At 65.6% G+C, this 17,396-nt stretch carries 5 protein-coding genes; 3 read left to right on the forward strand and 2 right to left on the reverse strand.

The genetic code is table 11. The annotated features are described in order from the left end of the window. Nucleotides 1-747 precede the first annotated feature (747 nt). Both GA0070623_RS28250 and GA0070623_RS28255 read left to right on the forward strand, forming a co-directional pair. Nucleotides 748-4,833, forward strand: coding sequence for a LamG-like jellyroll fold domain-containing protein (locus GA0070623_RS28250; protein WP_172898473.1), 4,086 nt, complete (start codon nucleotides 748-750; stop codon nucleotides 4,831-4,833). Nucleotides 4,834-4,955: 122 nt separating this feature from the next. Further along, nucleotides 4,956-12,008: a polymorphic toxin-type HINT domain-containing protein gene (locus tag GA0070623_RS28255; RefSeq protein WP_084261552.1), complete on the forward strand. Its 7,053-nt coding sequence runs from the start codon at nucleotides 4,956-4,958 to the stop codon at nucleotides 12,006-12,008. Between the two features lie 308 nt (nucleotides 12,009-12,316). Here the strand turns inward: GA0070623_RS28255 and GA0070623_RS28265 are convergent. Together GA0070623_RS28265 and GA0070623_RS28270 are read right to left on the reverse strand one after the other, a co-directional pair. Then, a protein-coding gene (locus tag GA0070623_RS28265; protein ID WP_407937956.1) for an IS5 family transposase occupies nucleotides 12,317-13,194 on the reverse strand; the annotation gives its coding sequence in 2 pieces (ribosomal slippage) (nucleotides 12,317-12,798 and nucleotides 12,798-13,194; 879 coding nt in all). A 55-nt stretch (nucleotides 13,195-13,249) separates the two neighbouring features. Then, nucleotides 13,250-14,029 carry a transposase family protein gene (locus GA0070623_RS28270; RefSeq protein WP_084261261.1) on the reverse strand — a complete coding sequence of 260 codons (780 nt, stop codon included), beginning with the start codon at nucleotides 14,027-14,029 and terminating at the stop codon, nucleotides 13,250-13,252. A 1,892-nt stretch (nucleotides 14,030-15,921) separates the two neighbouring features. Here GA0070623_RS28270 and GA0070623_RS28280 point away from each other — a divergent pair. Next, nucleotides 15,922-17,331, forward strand: a complete 1,410-nt coding sequence (locus GA0070623_RS28280) for a DUF4041 domain-containing protein (RefSeq protein ID WP_231932577.1) — start codon at nucleotides 15,922-15,924, stop codon at nucleotides 17,329-17,331. Nucleotides 17,332-17,396: the final 65 nt, after the last annotated feature.

Raw genomic sequence — 17,396 nt, forward strand, 5'->3', positions numbered from 1 at the left:
GTATGAATAGTAATGGATTGATCGCAGGTGTCAATCGCTTGCGCGGCGCGATCCGTCGAATGGCGGTGCTCCGGGGCTGGCTTGCCTCAGGTCACGGGTGTATAACAGTTACTGCCTGCGATCGAGGTGCGGGAGTCCCTGCCCATCGCTCATAATCCAGCAACCCTGAGTAATTGTTGCTGTTCGCTACGTCGCCGGAGATCCCCGTCGAGACGCCTCAGCCAACCTGGCCCCGCTCGTGGTGTGGAGCAGCCGGGCCACGAGGGTGCTCCCAAGTGGCTACTGTGCCGCTTGCCTGATCAACGATCCACGGGGGTAGCTGCTTTGATGCGTCCTGCGCGCCTTCTCATTCGGTTATCCGATACATCTATGAACGCCAGCTGCGGGCGCAAGGGTCGACCAGGCGCGCGGTTCGGCACCGCCGTGGCGACCGCAGTCGTTGTCACTGGGTCGGTGGCCCTGTGGATCAGCGGTGGACCGACGCCGGCTGTGGCTGCTGCTCCCGACTGTGGGAGTGCCGTTGCGACCGAAGCGAAGGCGTTAAGTGCCGCTGCTTCTTGTGGTCAGGCGGTCGTGATTGATGCCTCGCGAACTCCGTACACGCAGGTCGTGGCGCAGCCGGATGGGCACCTCCAGTTTGAATCTGCGGTTGTGCCGCAACGTACTCGGCGAGCTGACGGCGCGTGGGCGGACGTCGACTTAACCCTTCAGCAAGGCGGAGACGGGCTGTTGCGCCCGACAGCGTCCGTGGCCGATGTCGCGTTCTCCGGCGGTGGTGACGCGCCTATGGTGACGTTAATGCGGTCCGGGCAGGAGTTCCAGCTGTCCTGGTCCGGGTCTTTGCCTCACCCGGTGGTGAGCGGTGACACTGCCACCTACCGGGATGTCCTGCCGGAGGTAGACCTGGTTCTCCGCGCCACGCATACCGGTTTCACCCACGTTCTGGTGGTGCGTTCGGCGGACGCGGCTGCCGACTCGGCGTTGCGGGACCTCACCTTACAGGTCGGCGGTGACGCCGAGCTGAGCCGCGTCCAGGACGGTTCGTTGCGGGCCGTATCGGGAACGACGCTGGTGGCAGAAGCGGAGCCGGCAGTGATGTGGGACTCGTCGGCGGCGCCTCCGAGCGCGCAAGGCCAGGCCAGGCAGATGTCGGATGCGAAGGCGGCAGGCGACGGCGCTCGGATGGCGAAGGTCGCGACCCAGATTACTGGGGATGGCGGGCTGCGGCTGGTGCCGGACACAGCCCTACTCGACTCGCCGGGGACAGTCTTCCCTGTCTATATCGACCCGGCCTGGTCGGTAAGTCGGTCGAAGTGGGCCTACGCGACGAGCGATGGCTGCACCAACACCGACTACACGTACGCCCGGGTGGGATACAGCCCGGACGGGCCCTGCGTCGGCTCGCGGTTCCGGTCGTACTTCGAGTTCCCGACGATCAGCGGCTCGGTCTCGCTAAAGGGCAAGCATGTCGAGTCGGCGTATGTGCAGATGAAGTTGTTCCACTCGTGGTCATGCACCGACACGTCGACTCATATGTACCTGACGCCGGTGATCAACGCGACCATGAAGGCGTCGTTCTCGGCGATGAAGCTGAAGACGTGGTTGGACAGCGCGGCCGGGCATGCCAACAAGGGCGCCGGGTGTTCGGACTCACCGCAGGCCGACATGGACATGATCTTCAACGGCTCGGGGGTTACCAGCCAGACCCAGGCGGCAGCGACCGGAGGCTGGCCCACGATGACCGTCGGCTTCTGCGCCTGCAATGGCGATGGGCAGTACGAAACCGCGCAGGACCGTTGGAAGAAGTTCTACCCGGCCAAGGCCAAGCTGGTGGTGGACTACGACTCCATCCCGGGAAAGCCGAACAGACTTCAGGTGGCCGGGGTGTCCTGTCCGACCAGCGGCGCGGTGACGATCGGCACGGTGAATCCGATCTTCTCGGCGGTCTACCCGGATGCCGACTCCGGCCAGACGCTGACCGGCTCGTACGAATGGATCGAAGTCCCCTCAGGCGGCATGAGCACGGTTACCGCCACGTACCCATCACGCAAGACAGGGCCACCGACGGCACCGGCGAGCGCGAACGGACGCGCCACCACGGCTGCGGTCGCCGCGGTGGCTAACCGCAACTACGCGTTCCGGGTCACTGCGGTGGATCCGGCGCCCTACTCGCAATGGAGCGGCTGGTCCGCCTGGTGCCAGTTCTCCATCGACACCACCGTGCCGCCCGCGCCCACCGTCACCTATGGCACGGTGCCAGGCCCGGGACAGCCAATCACCTTCACCCTGTCCTCCACGACCACGGACGTGACCAAGTTCCGGTATAGCTGGACGGGCCCGCCCGGCACACCGCACACGCTGCGTTCCTACGCGGGGGACGGTGCCGGTAGCTTCAGTTCGAGCTTCACCACACCCCCCGGTCTGTGGGACACCGACGGGACGGTGCTGAGCCCGGGCGACCTGTCCGGCGACGGTAAACCCGATGTCATCTACCGCCGATCCGGCGATGCCAGCCTGTACCTGGCGCGCGGGAACGGCACGGGCGGCTTCTTGGCCGATCCGGAACTGCTTGACGCGGGTAACTGGTCCGCTGCCCAGTACCTCTTCTCACCCGGCGACTTCAACGGCGACGGCAAGCCCGACCTCATCTACCGGGATCGGGCCACCCAGAACCTGTTCATGCGACGCGGTACGGCCACGGGTGGCGTGGAGAGCACCTCCGTCCAGATCGGCAGCGCCTGGTCCGCGGCCACCTGGATTTTCTCGCCGGGTGACTTCAACGGTGACGGTAAGCCTGATGTGCTGTACCGCAAGTCCGACGGCAGCCTCGTAATGGTCCGCGGAAACGGCACCGGCGGTTGGATCACGGGGGTCTCGGAGACCATCGGCACCGGCTGGAACGGCGCCGCACTGTTCGGTCTGGGGGACTTCTCCGGGGACGGCAAGGCCGACGTGCTTTCCCGGATCAACGCTACCGGCGAGGTCCGGCTGACCCGGGGCAACGGCACCGGTGGGTGGTTGGACACCACCGGCGTCACGAAGGGCACGATCCCGAGCGGAGGAACGATCTTCGTGCCGGGTGACTTCTCCGGTGACGGCACGAAGGACATCGTGGCCACGATCCCCGCAGCGCCGAACTACGGGGAACTGGCGGCTACCGGCACCACGACCAAGACGGCGACCGTCACGCTGAACACCTACAAATACGGCAAGAACATCCTGTGGACCCGTGCCATCGACTCCACCGGAAACCTCGGCAACACCGGCACGGTCGAGATCACCGTTCCCCGCCGCACCTCTGCGGTCGCCCGCTGGGGACTGGAGTCCTACCCCGGCCGTACGCAGGCCGAGGCGCTGGCCGACAGCCAGGAGTTGTTCGGCGACACCGATGGCAGCGGTCCACTGACGAACAACACCCCCCTGAGCGCCACCAACGTCAACTGGCCGGCTGACGTGCACCTGATGAGTGGCCAGTCAGCCGCCTTCAACGGTGCCTCGTCAGCAGCGTCCACGGCCGGGCCGGTGATCAGCACCTCCGACTCCTTCAGCGTGGCGGCATGGGTCCGATTGACAGCCGTGCCGACCACCGAGATGAAGGTGGCCACGCAGGAGGGTACGGACGCCGCCGGGTTCGAACTCGGCATCCGGCAGGAAGGCTCCCCGCTCAAGCCGTACTGGTCGTTCCTGATGAAGGACAGCTCGGCTCAATCCAGCACCACCAGACGTGCCATCGCCACCACCCCGATCACCTCCACCGACGTCGATCGTTGGGTTCACCTCGCGGGTGTGTACGACAAGGTCGCCGGGAAGCTGCGCCTGTACGTCAACGGGGTGTCGGTCGACGAGGAGGACCGGGCAGTGACGCCATGGCAGGCAGCCGGCCGGTTCACCGTGGGCCGTGGCTACTCAGGCGGCGCACCTGGCAACTGGTGGAGCGGCAACATCGCCGACATGCAGGTCTTCAACCGGGTGTTCGTGGACGACGACATCACCGGCCAGTTGGCGTCAGATCCGGATTCCGGCGGAGTCGACGAACCCGGCGTCCTCGCGCCGACCGAGGTGGGGCGTTGGGACTTCACGGTGGCCCGCCCCTGCTACCTCCAGAACCTCATCGACACCTGCGATGCCGTTGACGGGACACAGTTCGACCGAGCGCTCGCGTTGCAACGGGGTGCCTCGATCGACTCGGGGCACCGGGGTAATGGTCTCTACCTGGACGGGTCCTTCTTCCCAGAGGAGAACCCACCACCGTGGCAGACCACCCTGGAATGGGGCCGGTCGGCCCGGAACACCGGCTCGACGGCCCCGGATGCCAACGGCAACCAGTTCTCGATCTGGCAGGACACGCCCGTGCTGCGCACCGACCAGTCGTTCACCGTGTCGACCTGGGCCTACCTCGACGACGCCCTTCGTGACCAGACGATCGTCTCCCAGGCAGGGGCGCATCAGTCGGCGTTCTGGCTGAAGTACTACCCGGCCGCCACACGGTGGGTCTTCACGGTGGCCCAGAGCGACACCAACCCCGCGCCGCAGCCGGGTATCAGCTCGACCCATCTCGCCGAGGCGGACGTGTGGACCCACCTGGTCGGCGTCTATGACGCCTCCCGTATGCAACTACGGATCTATGTCAACGGCGAGCCGTCAGGGGCTCTGAGCATTGCGCAGCCACCGATGGCATCGAGCGGGCCGCTGCAGGTGGGGCGGACCTTGTGGAACGACAAGCAGACCGACTACTGGCATGGCGGTGTCGACGACATCGGCCTCTATCAGGGCGCGATGACTGATGTCGACGTCAAACAGCTTTACGAATCCCAAGCCGTAGACCCGGCGTAGCACACGACAAAGTGGGAGCACGGCGGCTCTGGGTGCCGACCGCAGGGCTGACCCCGGTCAGCTGATCAACAGTCTTGGTTGAGCGTTCCATCCCTGCCTGACAGGGGTATCTGAAGGGTTTGGTGTTCGAGTCGATGGACGCACGCCTACGTGACCTGTTCCCTGCACGACGAGACCCGTCCGGGACGCGCCAGCGCAAACTCGGCAGCGGGTTGCTCGTCGGCGTGCTGGTGTGCGGCCTGTTGCCGGTAACGCCGGCTCGGGCGGAGGCCACGGTCACGCATCTGTCTTCGCAGACGGAGAAACTCGACAAAGACGGTGGACGCCTCAACGCCCGGGCCTGGCCCTACGCCCGTCAGCAACGGGAGGCCCCTCCCGCTCCGGAATGGCCCGCGGCCGGCACCGCGCACGTTTCTCTGACAGGGGACGTTGTCACTCGGGCCGGCAGCCTTCCGGTGTCGGTCACCCCGGCTACTGGTGCGGCCGGTGCACGGGTTTCCGAAATGACGGTGCAGGTCCTGGACCGGACCACCACGCCTGCGGCCTGGCAGGACGGCATGCTGATGCGGGTCGGCACCCCGACAGGCTCACAGACCACCGGAACGGCGAGCTTATCGGTGGACTACCGGTCCTTCCGGTACGCCTACGGAGGCGACTGGGCCTCCCGGCTGCGGTTGTGGCAGGTACCGGAGTGTGCGCTGCGCACCCCGGCACCGTCCGACTGTATGGCGACGCCGCTGCGGTCGCGCAACGACACCGCCGCTGGTGTGGTCACCGCCGAGGTTCCGGTGGTGCCCCTGGCTTTGGCAGGTCGGTCGACCAGAAGCGGTCAGGCCGCAGAGCCTGCCTCGGCGGCGCAGCGCGGCACTCTCGTCGCACTGGTCGCCGGTCCCTCCGGGCCCGACGGCACCTTCACCGTCAGCCCGCTCGCGGCCTCATCAACCTGGGGCGTCGGTGGCGCTACCGGTGGATTCACCTGGTCGTACGGGATGCGAACGCCGCCGGTTGCCGGTCCCGCGCCGGGAGTGTCGGTGTCCTACTCCTCCGCCAGCGTCGATGGGCGTTCGGAGACGTCCAACACCCAGCCGTCGTGGGTGGGTGAGGGTTTCGACTACTGGCCAGGCTATGTCGAGCGACGGTACGTGCCGTGCGCCGAGGACATGGACGACGACAAGAACGGGGCTGCCCCGAACAACACGGTGAAGAACGGCGACCTGTGCTGGCGCTCGGACAACGCCGTGATGAACCTCGGCGGTCACGGTTCTGAACTGGTCTACGAGGGGGGCAAGGGTTGGCACTCCCGTAGCGAGGACGGCTCGAAGATCGAGAAACTCACCGGTGCTGGCAACGATGACAACAACGGTGAGTACTGGAAGGTCACCACTACCGACGGTACTCAGTACTTCTTTGGCCGGCACAGCCTGCCTGGCCAAAGCGTGGTGACGGAATCGACGTGGACCGTGCCGGTGGCCGGAAACCACATCAACGAACCGTGCAACGCGTCGTCGTATATCTCATCGTTCTGCGACCAGGCCTGGCGGTGGAACCTCGACTACGTGGTGGACCCGCGCGGCAACACCACCTCCTACTGGTATGCCAAGGAAACCAACAAGTACGGCCGCAACATCAGCGACACCAACGTGGTCTCCTATACCCGGGGCGGGACGCTGGCCCGGATCGACTACGGCACCTGGGATCGCGGCGCCGATCGGTCGGTCAAAGCGATAGGACAGGTGCTCTTCGACGTCAAGGACCGCTGCTTCACCACCTCATGCGGTACACACAATGCGACGAACTGGCCCGACACCCCTTGGGACCAGGAGTGCACCGCCAGCCCTTGCACCCACAAGTACGCGCCGACATTCTGGACCACCAAGCGGCTCGCCAAGGTGACCACCCGAGTGTGGGACACCACAAAGACCACGCCCGACTGGCAGGACATCGACTCCTGGACGTTCACGCACTCGTTCCCGCCCATCGGCGACGGCAGCGATCATCCCGGCCTGTGGCTCGACAAGATCGACCATGCCGGCCTGGTCGGCGGCACGGTGAATATGCCGCCAGTGACGTTCACGCCCGTCTCGATGCCCAACCGGGTCCTGACCGACAATACCTCGACGAACAACTGGCAGCGGCTCGACTACATCATCACCGAGACCGGCGCGAAGATCGATGTGGCGTACAGCCTGCCCGAATGCACCTCGGCCAACATCTCCACCAATCTGGCCGACGCGGCGACGAACACCAAACGCTGCTACCCGGTCCTGGTCATCGACCCCGACGACCCGGCCGGCGAGAGAGTCATCCCGCACTGGTGGCACAAGTACGTGGTGACCGAACTGGCCGAGGCCGACGTGCAACTCACCAGCGGCCACCAGGCGCCCCCCAAGTACACCTACTACGAGTACGTCGGGACTCCGGCCTGGCACTACGCGGACGACGACGGACTGAGTGAACCCAAGTACAAGACCTGGAACCAGTTCCGCGGCTACACAACGGTCAAGATGCGTACCGGCGATGTACCCGGCGCACAGACCCTGACCGAGACACGGTACCTGCGCGGCATGCACGGCGACCGGCTCGCCGTCTCGGGGGGCACCCGCACCGTGACCGTGCCCGCCTCTCTGGGTACCGAGACGGTCAACGACGAAGACCAGTTCGCCGGTATGGTCCGCGAGCAGATCACCTACGACGGCACCACGTCGAAGCCGGTGTCCAAGACAGTCAACGTGCCTTGGATGTCGGCGGCGACCGCGAGCCGCACCATCAACGGCGACCAGGTAACCGCCCGGTACACCAACACCCGGGTCAACTACCACGCGACCGCGCTGGGCGTGGACGGAGCAGACGGCTGGCGCACCACGCGCACCGAGTCATGGTTCAACGGCACCTACGGCACCCTGGACAAGACGCAGGACAGCGGCGACCTGGACAAAACCGGCGACGAATCCTGCACCACCTACACCTACAACCGCAACACCGGCCTCAACGTCGTCGGGACGGTCAAGCAGACCACCACCACCGCGCTGCCCTGCGGCACGACGCCGACCACCACCGAGCACGTCATCTCCGACAGTCGCAACTACTACGACGGCGCCGCCAGCGCGGACACGGCGCCCACCTACGGCACGGTGACCAAGATGGAGACGCTCAAGGACTGGTCACCCACCAGTGGCACGGTCTGGCAGACAGCCGGCCAGGCCAGCTTCGACGCCTTCGGCCGGCAGGTGTCGGCGACCGACCTCAAGGGCAACGTCTCCACCACCGAGTTCACCCCCGCCAGCGGCGGTCCGGTTACCAAGGTCACCACGAAACGGGGTACCCCTTTCAACTGGACCAGCTCCGTAGACACCAGCCCGTACTGGGGTACCCCGACCAAGACCACGGACCTCAACGGGGTGGTCTCCGAAGCCTCCTACGACGCGCTCGGTCGAGTACACCGGGTATGGGGGCCGGGCTGGAGCAGAACCGGCCACGAGACCAGCCCGTCAGCCGAGTACACCTACTCATTTGCGGCCAACCGGAACGCCTACCCGTACACCACGTCGAAAAACATGAACGCCGCAGGCGGCTACAAGGTCACATATCAGATCTACGACGCGTTGTTCCGACCCCGGCAGAGCCAAACCCCGTCGAACGTCGGAGGCGCCACCGTCGTCGCCGACACGCTCTACGACAAGCTGGGCCGGGCAGCAACTGTCTACCAACCTCATGTCGAGCCCGGTAACGCGTCCGGACAGCTCTGGTGGGAGCCGGAATGGTCGGTGCCCGCGATGACCAAGACGGTCTACGACAACGCCAGCCGAACGACCGCACAGATCTTCCTGTCCGGTGACGGTGTCACCAACCTCGATGAGCAGTGGCGCATCACCACCGCATACGAGGGGAACCTCACCAAGGTCACCCCGCCCGCTGGTTCCACTCCCACCACCACGCTGGATGACGCCCAGGGCCGAGTCGTCGAGCTACGCGAACACACCACGACTCAGGGCGTAGCCGGTGCCTACCTGGCGACCAAGTACGCGTACAACGGCAAGGGGCAGCTGACCCAGATCACCGACACGGCTGGCGACCGGTGGACCTACAAGTACGACGTTAAGGGCCGCCAGTGGCAGAGCACCGACCCGGACAAGGGAACCAGTACCAGCGAATACAACGACGCCAACGAGGTTCAGAAGACGACCGACGGCCGTGGTGAGGTCCTCTGGCACAGTTACGACACCCTGGGCCGCAAAACCGAGCTGCGGGACGACTCGTCCACCGGACCACTGCGAGCGATGTGGAAGTACGACAAGCTCTACACCACCTCGACGCTGCGAGCGAAGGGCCAGCTGACCGAGGCATACCGCTACGACACGGTTGGTGCCACCACCAGCATCTACAAGTGGCAGGCCGGCACGCTCAACGAGCGCTACCAGCCGATGAGCGTCAACTACGTCATCCCCGCGGCCGAGGGCACCGGGCTGGCGCGAACCTGGACCATGGGGTACGACTACTCGCCCTACGACGGCAGCCCTACCACCGTCACCTACCCGACCGGCGGCGGCCTGCTCGGCGAAACCGTCACCACCGTCTACGACGCCACCACCGGCCTGCCCACCAAACTCCAGTCCTCTACCACCGGCGTCACCAACTACGTCGCCGCCCAGCAGTACACCGAGTTCGGTGAACCCACCATCACCACCCGCAAGATGGCCGGCGGTGCCTACGTCGAGGACACCGCCTGGTACGACGAGGCCACCCGCCAGCTCAAACGCACCGAGATCAAACCGGAGACCGCGACCGGCATCGTCTCCAACCTCAAGTACTTCTACGACAAGTCCGGCAATGTCACCTCGGTAACCGACACTCCACAGGTCGGCCCTGCGGACACCCAATGTTTCACCCCCGACCCTCTGGGCCGGCTGGCCACCGCATGGACCCCGAAAGCCGGGGTCGCCTGCGGGACCGACCCAACGGTGCCCAACCTCGGCGGACCGGCCCCATACTGGCTGGACTGGACCTATGACGACCTCGGCAGCCGCAAGAAGGAAACCAGCCACGCCGCGGCCGGCGACACCATCCGGGACTACACCTACCCCACACCGGGTCAGGACGTGGTCCGGCCGCACGCGGTGACAAAGGTCAAGACCACCCTTCCCGGCGGCTCCCAGGTCACCACGAACTATGGCTACGATGCGGCCGGCAACATGGCATGCCGACCGAATGGCGCGGCAGCCAATGCCTGCCCACCGGACACTGCCTCGCAGAACCTCACCTGGGACGCCGAAGGCCGCCTCGTCAGCGTCTCCGGCAGCGGAGCCGCCGCCGGCAGCAATATCTACGACGCCGACGGGGCACGACTACTCCGTCGAGACGCCACCGGCACTACCCTCTTCCTGCCAGGACAGGAAATCCGTCAGGACACCACCGGCGCCACCAGCGGCACCCGCTACTACAGCTTCGGCGGCAAGCTCATCGCCTCCCGAAACTCCAGCGGTGTGACCTGGCTCTTCACCGACCGCCAAGGTACCCAGCACACCAGCGTCAACGCCTCCACCCAGGCAGTGACCACCCGACGACAAACACCCTTCGGTAGTCCCCGCGGCACCGATCCGGTATGGGCCAACCCGCGAGGCTTCGTCGGCGGAGACAAGGACCCCAATGGCCTCACCCACCTGGGAGCACGCGACTACGACCCCGGTCTGGGCCGCTTCATCTCCGTCGACCCGCTCCAGGACCTCGCCGATCCCCAACAGTGGAACGGCTACGCGTACGCCCACAACTCACCAGTCACCTCAAGCGATCCCAGCGGCCTGATCGACGGGGAGTGCGCCCGCAGGGACCTCGACTGCAGCGCCTACCAGGTTGGGAACGAAGCGGCCAACCAGCATCATGCCGACAACCCCTGCTGGCCGCTGAAGAAATGCCCGCCACCCGGTGCCGGACCACCCAAGAACGTGGTCCAGCCCACGATCAACGACCGACTCGGCAAACGAGTGCCAGGCGGCATACCCGACTACGTCTTGGCAAGTGGCCGTTATCACGGCACAGGGCTGTTCACCTATCAGGAAGCCTTCCAATGGGCAGCCCAGGACCCCTCCTACTCGAGCTACCTGTGCTACCACATCCTGAATCTGTCCGAATCGACCTGCGACGGCTTCTACGAGAAGATCGCACCTGCCCCGCCGGGCGGCCTGAAGGCAGTCGTACAGGTTCTGGTCATCGTCGCAGTCCTCGGCTGTGCGCTCGCCGGACCCGAGTGCATCGGGCCGGCTGCCGCCGGCATCGGTGAGTTTGCCGCCGGCGGAAGCCTCCTCGGCGCACCAGGCATCGGCGCAGTAACCGGCTACGGGCTGACCGCAGGAGGCGCGGCCTACGCCTTCGGTGGCACCGAAGAAGGAGCCGCCGCCCGGATGGCGGGTTCTGCATGTAGCTTCAGCGCCGACACCCAAGTCCTGATGGCAGACGGTAGCGCCATCCCAATCAAGGACATCAAGGTCGGCGACCATGTCGCGGCAGCCGACCCGCAAACGGGCGAAGAGGGCAGCCGGCCCGTCACCAACCTCTGGATCCACGAGGACAGGCTCTCCGTGCTCCTCGTCAACGGGAACGTCCTCACCACTACGGAAGACCACCCCTTCTGGAACGTGACGGACCAGAAGTGGGAGCGAGCCGACGAGTTGGATCCGGGTGATGGACTCGCCACCCCGTCGGGTAGCAGTGTGGCAGTAAGCCGATTCGTGCTTGGCGCGACCCGGGCAGGCATGGCCTACAACCTGACCGTCAACGGCATCCACACGTACTATGTGCTCGCCGGCACAACGCCGGTCCTCGTCCACAACACCGGCCCAGGCTGCGGGTCACTTTGGATGAACCCGGGTAAGCTTCCGCATCACTACATGCGAACGAGTGACGAAGGAGTAATGCACGCGGCAGACTTTGGTGTATCCGGTCCCTATAATAAGGCGAATGGCCAAGCCTTTATCGGTGCTGTTGAACGGTTCACGAAAAGCCCAGGAACCATCCAAGTTCGGGGCTCCTTCAGGGGGCAAGATGCGATTCACTACGTCGACCCCGATACGGGACTCCATGCCTCATTCGCGGCCAACGGGCCGAGCGTTGGTGAGTACTTGGGTGGGTGGAAGTCCGGTGGTGATCAGCTGACCTACCTGCTTCAACAGGGTAAGCTCTAGGCCGATCGTGTTGGAGGAAGACGATGAAAGATGAACTACAGATCCGCCTTTCGCGAGACCAGGCGATCGTTCTTTCTGCGTGGCTCGATCGGCAGATGACAAGGCCGTCATTCGCTGAAAATGCAATCGATGATCGCGCTGTTTGGTCGCCTCTACTGAGGATATCGGGAACTCTCGAACAGGCGCTCGTGGAGATATTTCGTGATGACTACAATCAGGTTTTGGATTCATCGCGCGGAAGGCTGATTGCAGAGCTTGGAGACTTTGGGATGCCTGAGTCGTCCCGCTAGGCCCTGTGTCGAAGTCGGTCATAGCCATTCGTTGATCGCGGCGATGTGTACGGTGGCCTCGTAGCGGACGGCGAGTTTGTCGAAGCGGGTGGCCACGGCGCGGTTGCGTTTGAGTCTGTTGATGCCGCACTCGACGGCGTGACGTTGCTGGTAGATGTGCGGGTCGAAGGCTGGTGGTCGGCCGCCCTTGGGTCCCTTCTTACGTCGGTTGGCGTCCTGGTCGGCTTTGCTCGGGATGGTCGCGGCGATCCCGCGTCGGCGTAGGTAGGCCCGGTTCGCTTTCGAGGTGTAGGCCCTGTCGGCCAGGACCCGGTCCGGGCGGGTCCTGGGTCGGCCGGTCACCAGGCGGGGAACGCGGATGGCGGCCAGGACGGGGATGAACTGCGGGCTGTCGCCGCGCTGCCCGGCGGTCAGCACCATGGCGAGGGGCTTCTGCCCTTGCTCGCAGCCCAGGTGCAGCTTCGTGGTCAGCCCACCGCGGGAGCGGCCGAGCGCGTGGTCGGCCGGTTCGACGGTGACGCCGCCGGGTGGTTCGGCCTGCAGATCCCCCTTTTCCTCGCCCCGGCCGCGTGCTGGTGAGCGCGGGCGCTGGTCGAGTCCACGGACACGTCCCAGGTGATCCTGCCGGCCGCGTCGGCGAGGGCCTGCAACCCTGTCAGGACCTGCTGCCAGGTGCCATCGCGCTGCCAGCGGCGGAACAGGGCATACACCGCCGACCAGGATCCGTACTGCGGCGGCACGTCCCGCCACGGGGCACCCACCCGGATCCGCCACCGGATGCCGTCGATCAACTGCCGCCTGGTCCATGACGACGGTCGACCTGGCCGCTTACCCGCAGGCAGCAACGGTTCCAGCACCGCCCACTGCACGTCGGTCAGGTCGAACCGCCTCGTCACCGCTAAAGGATGTCTCGTAACTCGGTGAAGGCGTTGCCCGGCACCGGTGCTGGTGTCACCCCGCGAGGATGATGTTGTGGAGGTGGGCGATGCCGGAAGCGGTGTCGGCCAATGTGTGAGCGGCTCGGCGGTAGTCCCGCAGGATCTTGAAGGTCTTCATGCGGGCCAGGGCGTGTTCGACCTGGGCGCGGACGGTGCGGTGTTGCTTGTTCAGCTCCTTCTTCCAGTCGGGTAGTTCGCTGCCGTCGGTGGGTTTGCGGTACGGGATGATCACCTCGGGGTTGCCGCGGTAGGCGCCGTCAGCCATGACCGGCCGTCCGGTCAGCTTCTGGTCGATGCCGGAGGTGCGGTAGACGATGGTGTCGTTGCGGTTGCCGGGTTGTGGATCGCCGAGGGCGACGACGAGGCGGGTGTGGGCGTCGATGGCGATCTGCAGGTTGGTGCTGTAGCGGTAGTTCTTGCTCGGGGCGGCCAGGCGGTGGTCGCGGGTCGGGATGAGGGTGCCGTCGACGATGGTGATCTGTGCGACCCTGCGGCGGCGTCTCGGGGTGAGGGCGAGCAGGGGGCCGAGGGTGTCGATGACCCGGTGCGCGGCGGAGTGCGACACCCCGAACAGTGGTCCGATCTGCCGCATGGTCAGGTTTGTGCGCCAGTACGCAGCCACCAGCAACACCCGGTCGGCGAGGTCGAGAGACCACTGCCGGCCCGGCCGACCGTCAGCGATCGCATCACCACCACGCTCGGCGACCAACCTGACCAGTCTGCGGAACTGGGCGGGCTGCAGCCCCGTGAACGGGAAGATCCACTCCTGGCGAACTGCTGAGATCACCTGCACCCCGACATAATCCACCATGGACCGAGCATCGAGTTACGAGACGTCCTTTAGGGCAGGCGGCGCGGATGGGCGTCACCGCCTTTGCGGGCTGTGCGGACGCAAGAGGCAAAGCCACCAGGCACACGAGAGCGCCTACTACCGGTGCCGATACCCCAACGAATACGCCCTCGCCAACCACGTCCAACACCCCCGCAACGTCTACGTCGCGGAACGAGATGTCATCCCCGCACTCGACAACTGGCTCCTCAAGGCATTCGCCCCTCACCGACACGATCCGCCGACTTCGCGCCGCTCAACCCCACACCAGGCCCGGCAACGTCGCGCCAGAGATCACCGCAGCGAACAGACCATTGCCGCCTGCGACGCCAAACTCGCCCAGTACCGCGCCGTCGCGGACGCCGGAGGCGACCCCGCCACCGTCGCCACCTGGATCGCCGAGGTCAACGCCCAACGCGCCGCCGGCCCTCGCCCAACGCGACACAGCAACGGCAGCCCAACCACCCGCTCCCCACCGCCTCACCGAGGACAACATCCGACACCTCGTCGGCAGCCTCGACGACATCCGCAACACCCTGCGCGACGCCGACAACAGAGACAAGAGCACCGTCTACCGCGAACTACGACTCGCCCTCACCTACAACCCCGGGCAAAACAAAATCAGCGTCGAGGCTACGCCTGACGCTGATTACTGTGGGGTAATTCTCTGTGTCCGAGGGGGGACTTGAACCCCCGCGTCCAGCATCCATGCACCGAATGGGTGCTCATGCGTTCATATTAGCAACTCTTGCGGCCAAGCAACCGCCTTTGAGGTAGCAACCTGGGTGCCTGTCGGCCGACGCTGGGCCGCACCGCAGTGGAGTGTACGGCCAACCGATCGGCACAGTTTCGCGCTGTCCCCAGGCCACGCAATCGTGGTCGTGTCCAAGTTCGTCTTGCCCGCCCTGCAGCTGGCGGCCCCACAACGACAACGACTCGATGGTAGTTTCCCAGCCGCGACCGAGCCAGGGGTAGGGAACCGTCAAGTAGCTTGCCATTGCATAGTCGGCCAGCGTGCCGTTGACCAGGATTTTCGGGACGAGTTTGGCATCTGTGGAGGCGTAGGAAGCGGGTGAGGTCGCCTCGATGATTATGGAGTTGCGACGTTTCACGACTCCGAGGAAGACCCCACCCGCCGATGGCACCATCTTTCATCCCCGCACTGGCCGTAGCAGCACCCACCTCCACCGCCGAGGCCGCGCCAGCCACCGACGGTGAACGGCCGACCTGCTGCGCGCTTACCGCTGCTGCTAATCCGCGCAATCCACGAGGCGCGCGGCACCCCTAACCGCGCGCTGCTGGCGGTGGCGGTCTGCGCCGTCATGGCCGAGGCGTCATTGCTCGCCGCGATCACCGATTGGCTACACGACCTGGACGAACAAGCTCAGCAACGGCTCGGGTCAGCACGGGGGTGCCGGTCGGCAGTACCTCTGGCGGCTCTTCACGCGCTTACACGACGCGCTGCTCGGCACCGTCCTGGCCGGCTGGCTAGTGCTGTGACCGGAAACGTTGGCCGGGTTGGGTGACACGCCGTAGGGCGGTGGTGGGTGTGCCAGGCCGCCTTCCCAGGGTGCTCTGGTAGGTCGGTAGTGCGCCGCTAATTCTGTCGGTAACCAGACTAAAGTCCTCGCTCGGGTATCCGTGGTCGGCTGGATGGCTGTCCTGCTGATCTGAGTCGTCGATTTCCGGTCGGCGGCTACGGCGCTACTTTCGTCGGGCAGTCATGATGCCTGGGGAGAACAATGGGATATCGCTTCAACGCGCCGCCGAACTGGCCGACGCCGCCTGCTGGGTGGGTGCCGCCTACGGGTTGGACTCCGGATCCTGCCTGGGGTCCTCCTCCGTCGGGGTGGCAGTTGTGGATTCCGGACTTGCCGGCTTCGGCACCGGCGGCATCCGTTACGGCCGCCGCGCGGGCTGCTGGCGTTCCTGCCGTCGTCTCGCCGCAGCGTAATGGGAGTCCGGACATTCCTCTGTTCGGTGCTCGGGGCAAGGCGCGTGAACTGGCCGTGGAGAATGCGCAGGTCCGCAGCGAGCTGGACCGGTTGCGCGTCGAGCTGACGGGCTTGCGAGCTGAGATGTCCCGGCTCGGTGTGCTGTCAGCGATGGAGTTGGAGCAGCATCGGGACCGGCTCACCCGTGAAGTTGCCGACCTGACAGTCAAGGGCGAAGCGCGGAAGGCCGAGCTCGATCGGCATCTACGCGAGCTCCGGCAGCAGATTGTGGTCACTGAGGAGACGGCACTGCTGCAGGAAGCCGGTGTCTATCAGTATCGGCATCCCCTGTCGGACTCGGTGGCCTACAAGAGTCAGCTCAGCCGGCTTCAGGACCAGATCAAGGCGATGACCAAGAAGGACGGGGGCGCGGTCAAGGCCGCCACCGGATGGACGGTCAACGGCTCGGCCACCGAGGGGAAGGTCATGGTTCGGGATTTCTCCAAGCTGATGCTCCGTGCCTACAACGCCGAGGCGGACAATCTGGTGCGCGGGTTGAAGCCGTACAAGCTCGACTCGGCTGTGGACCGGCTGGGGAAGGTGACGGTCACCATTGCCAGGCTCGGCAAGACGATGCAGATCCGGATTGCCGGGGAGTACCACCGGCTGCGGATCAAGGAGTTGGAACTGACCGCCGATTACCAGGAGAAGTTGGCGGAGGAGAAGGAGCGGGACCGGGAGGAGAAGGCTCGGCTGCGCGAGGAGCGGCGCGCGCAGCAGGAGATCGAGCGCGAACGCGCCCGGCTCGACAAGGAACGCCAGCACTACGCCAACGCTCTGGCCGCTTTGCAGGCCAAGGGAGATTCTGGCGGTGCCGCTCAGATGCAGGACCGGTTGGCCCAGATCGACACCGCGATCCAGGATGTGGACCATCGGGCTGCCAACGTCCGGGCGGGCTACGTGTACGTGATCTCCAACCTCGGCGCGTTCGGCGAGAAGATGGTCAAGGTCGGCATGACCCGTCGCCTGGACCCGCTGGATCGGGTGCGTGAGCTCAGTGACGCCTCGGTGCCTTTCAACTTCGATGTGCACGCCCTGTTCTTCTCCGACGACGCTGTGGGTATCGAGGCGCAGATGCACGCACGGCTGGCTGACCGGCGGGTCAACCTGGTCAACCACCGTCGTGAGTTCTTCTACGCCTCGCCGGAGGAGGCCAAGGAACACCTGCTGGCGTTGACTGGCAGCCTGCTGCAGTACGAGGAGGTCCCGGAGGCCCTTGAGTACCGGCAGAGCCTCACTCAGGCCCAGGAACAGCCGGTCGCGACCACATGACATGCAGAGGTTGGGCGGCGGACGCTCGTTGAGCTGGTCGATCCAACGGATCGTTGCGCTCGCAG

Source organism: Micromonospora rifamycinica, assembly GCF_900090265.1.
Taxonomy (GTDB): Bacteria; Actinomycetota; Actinomycetes; order Mycobacteriales; family Micromonosporaceae; genus Micromonospora; species Micromonospora rifamycinica.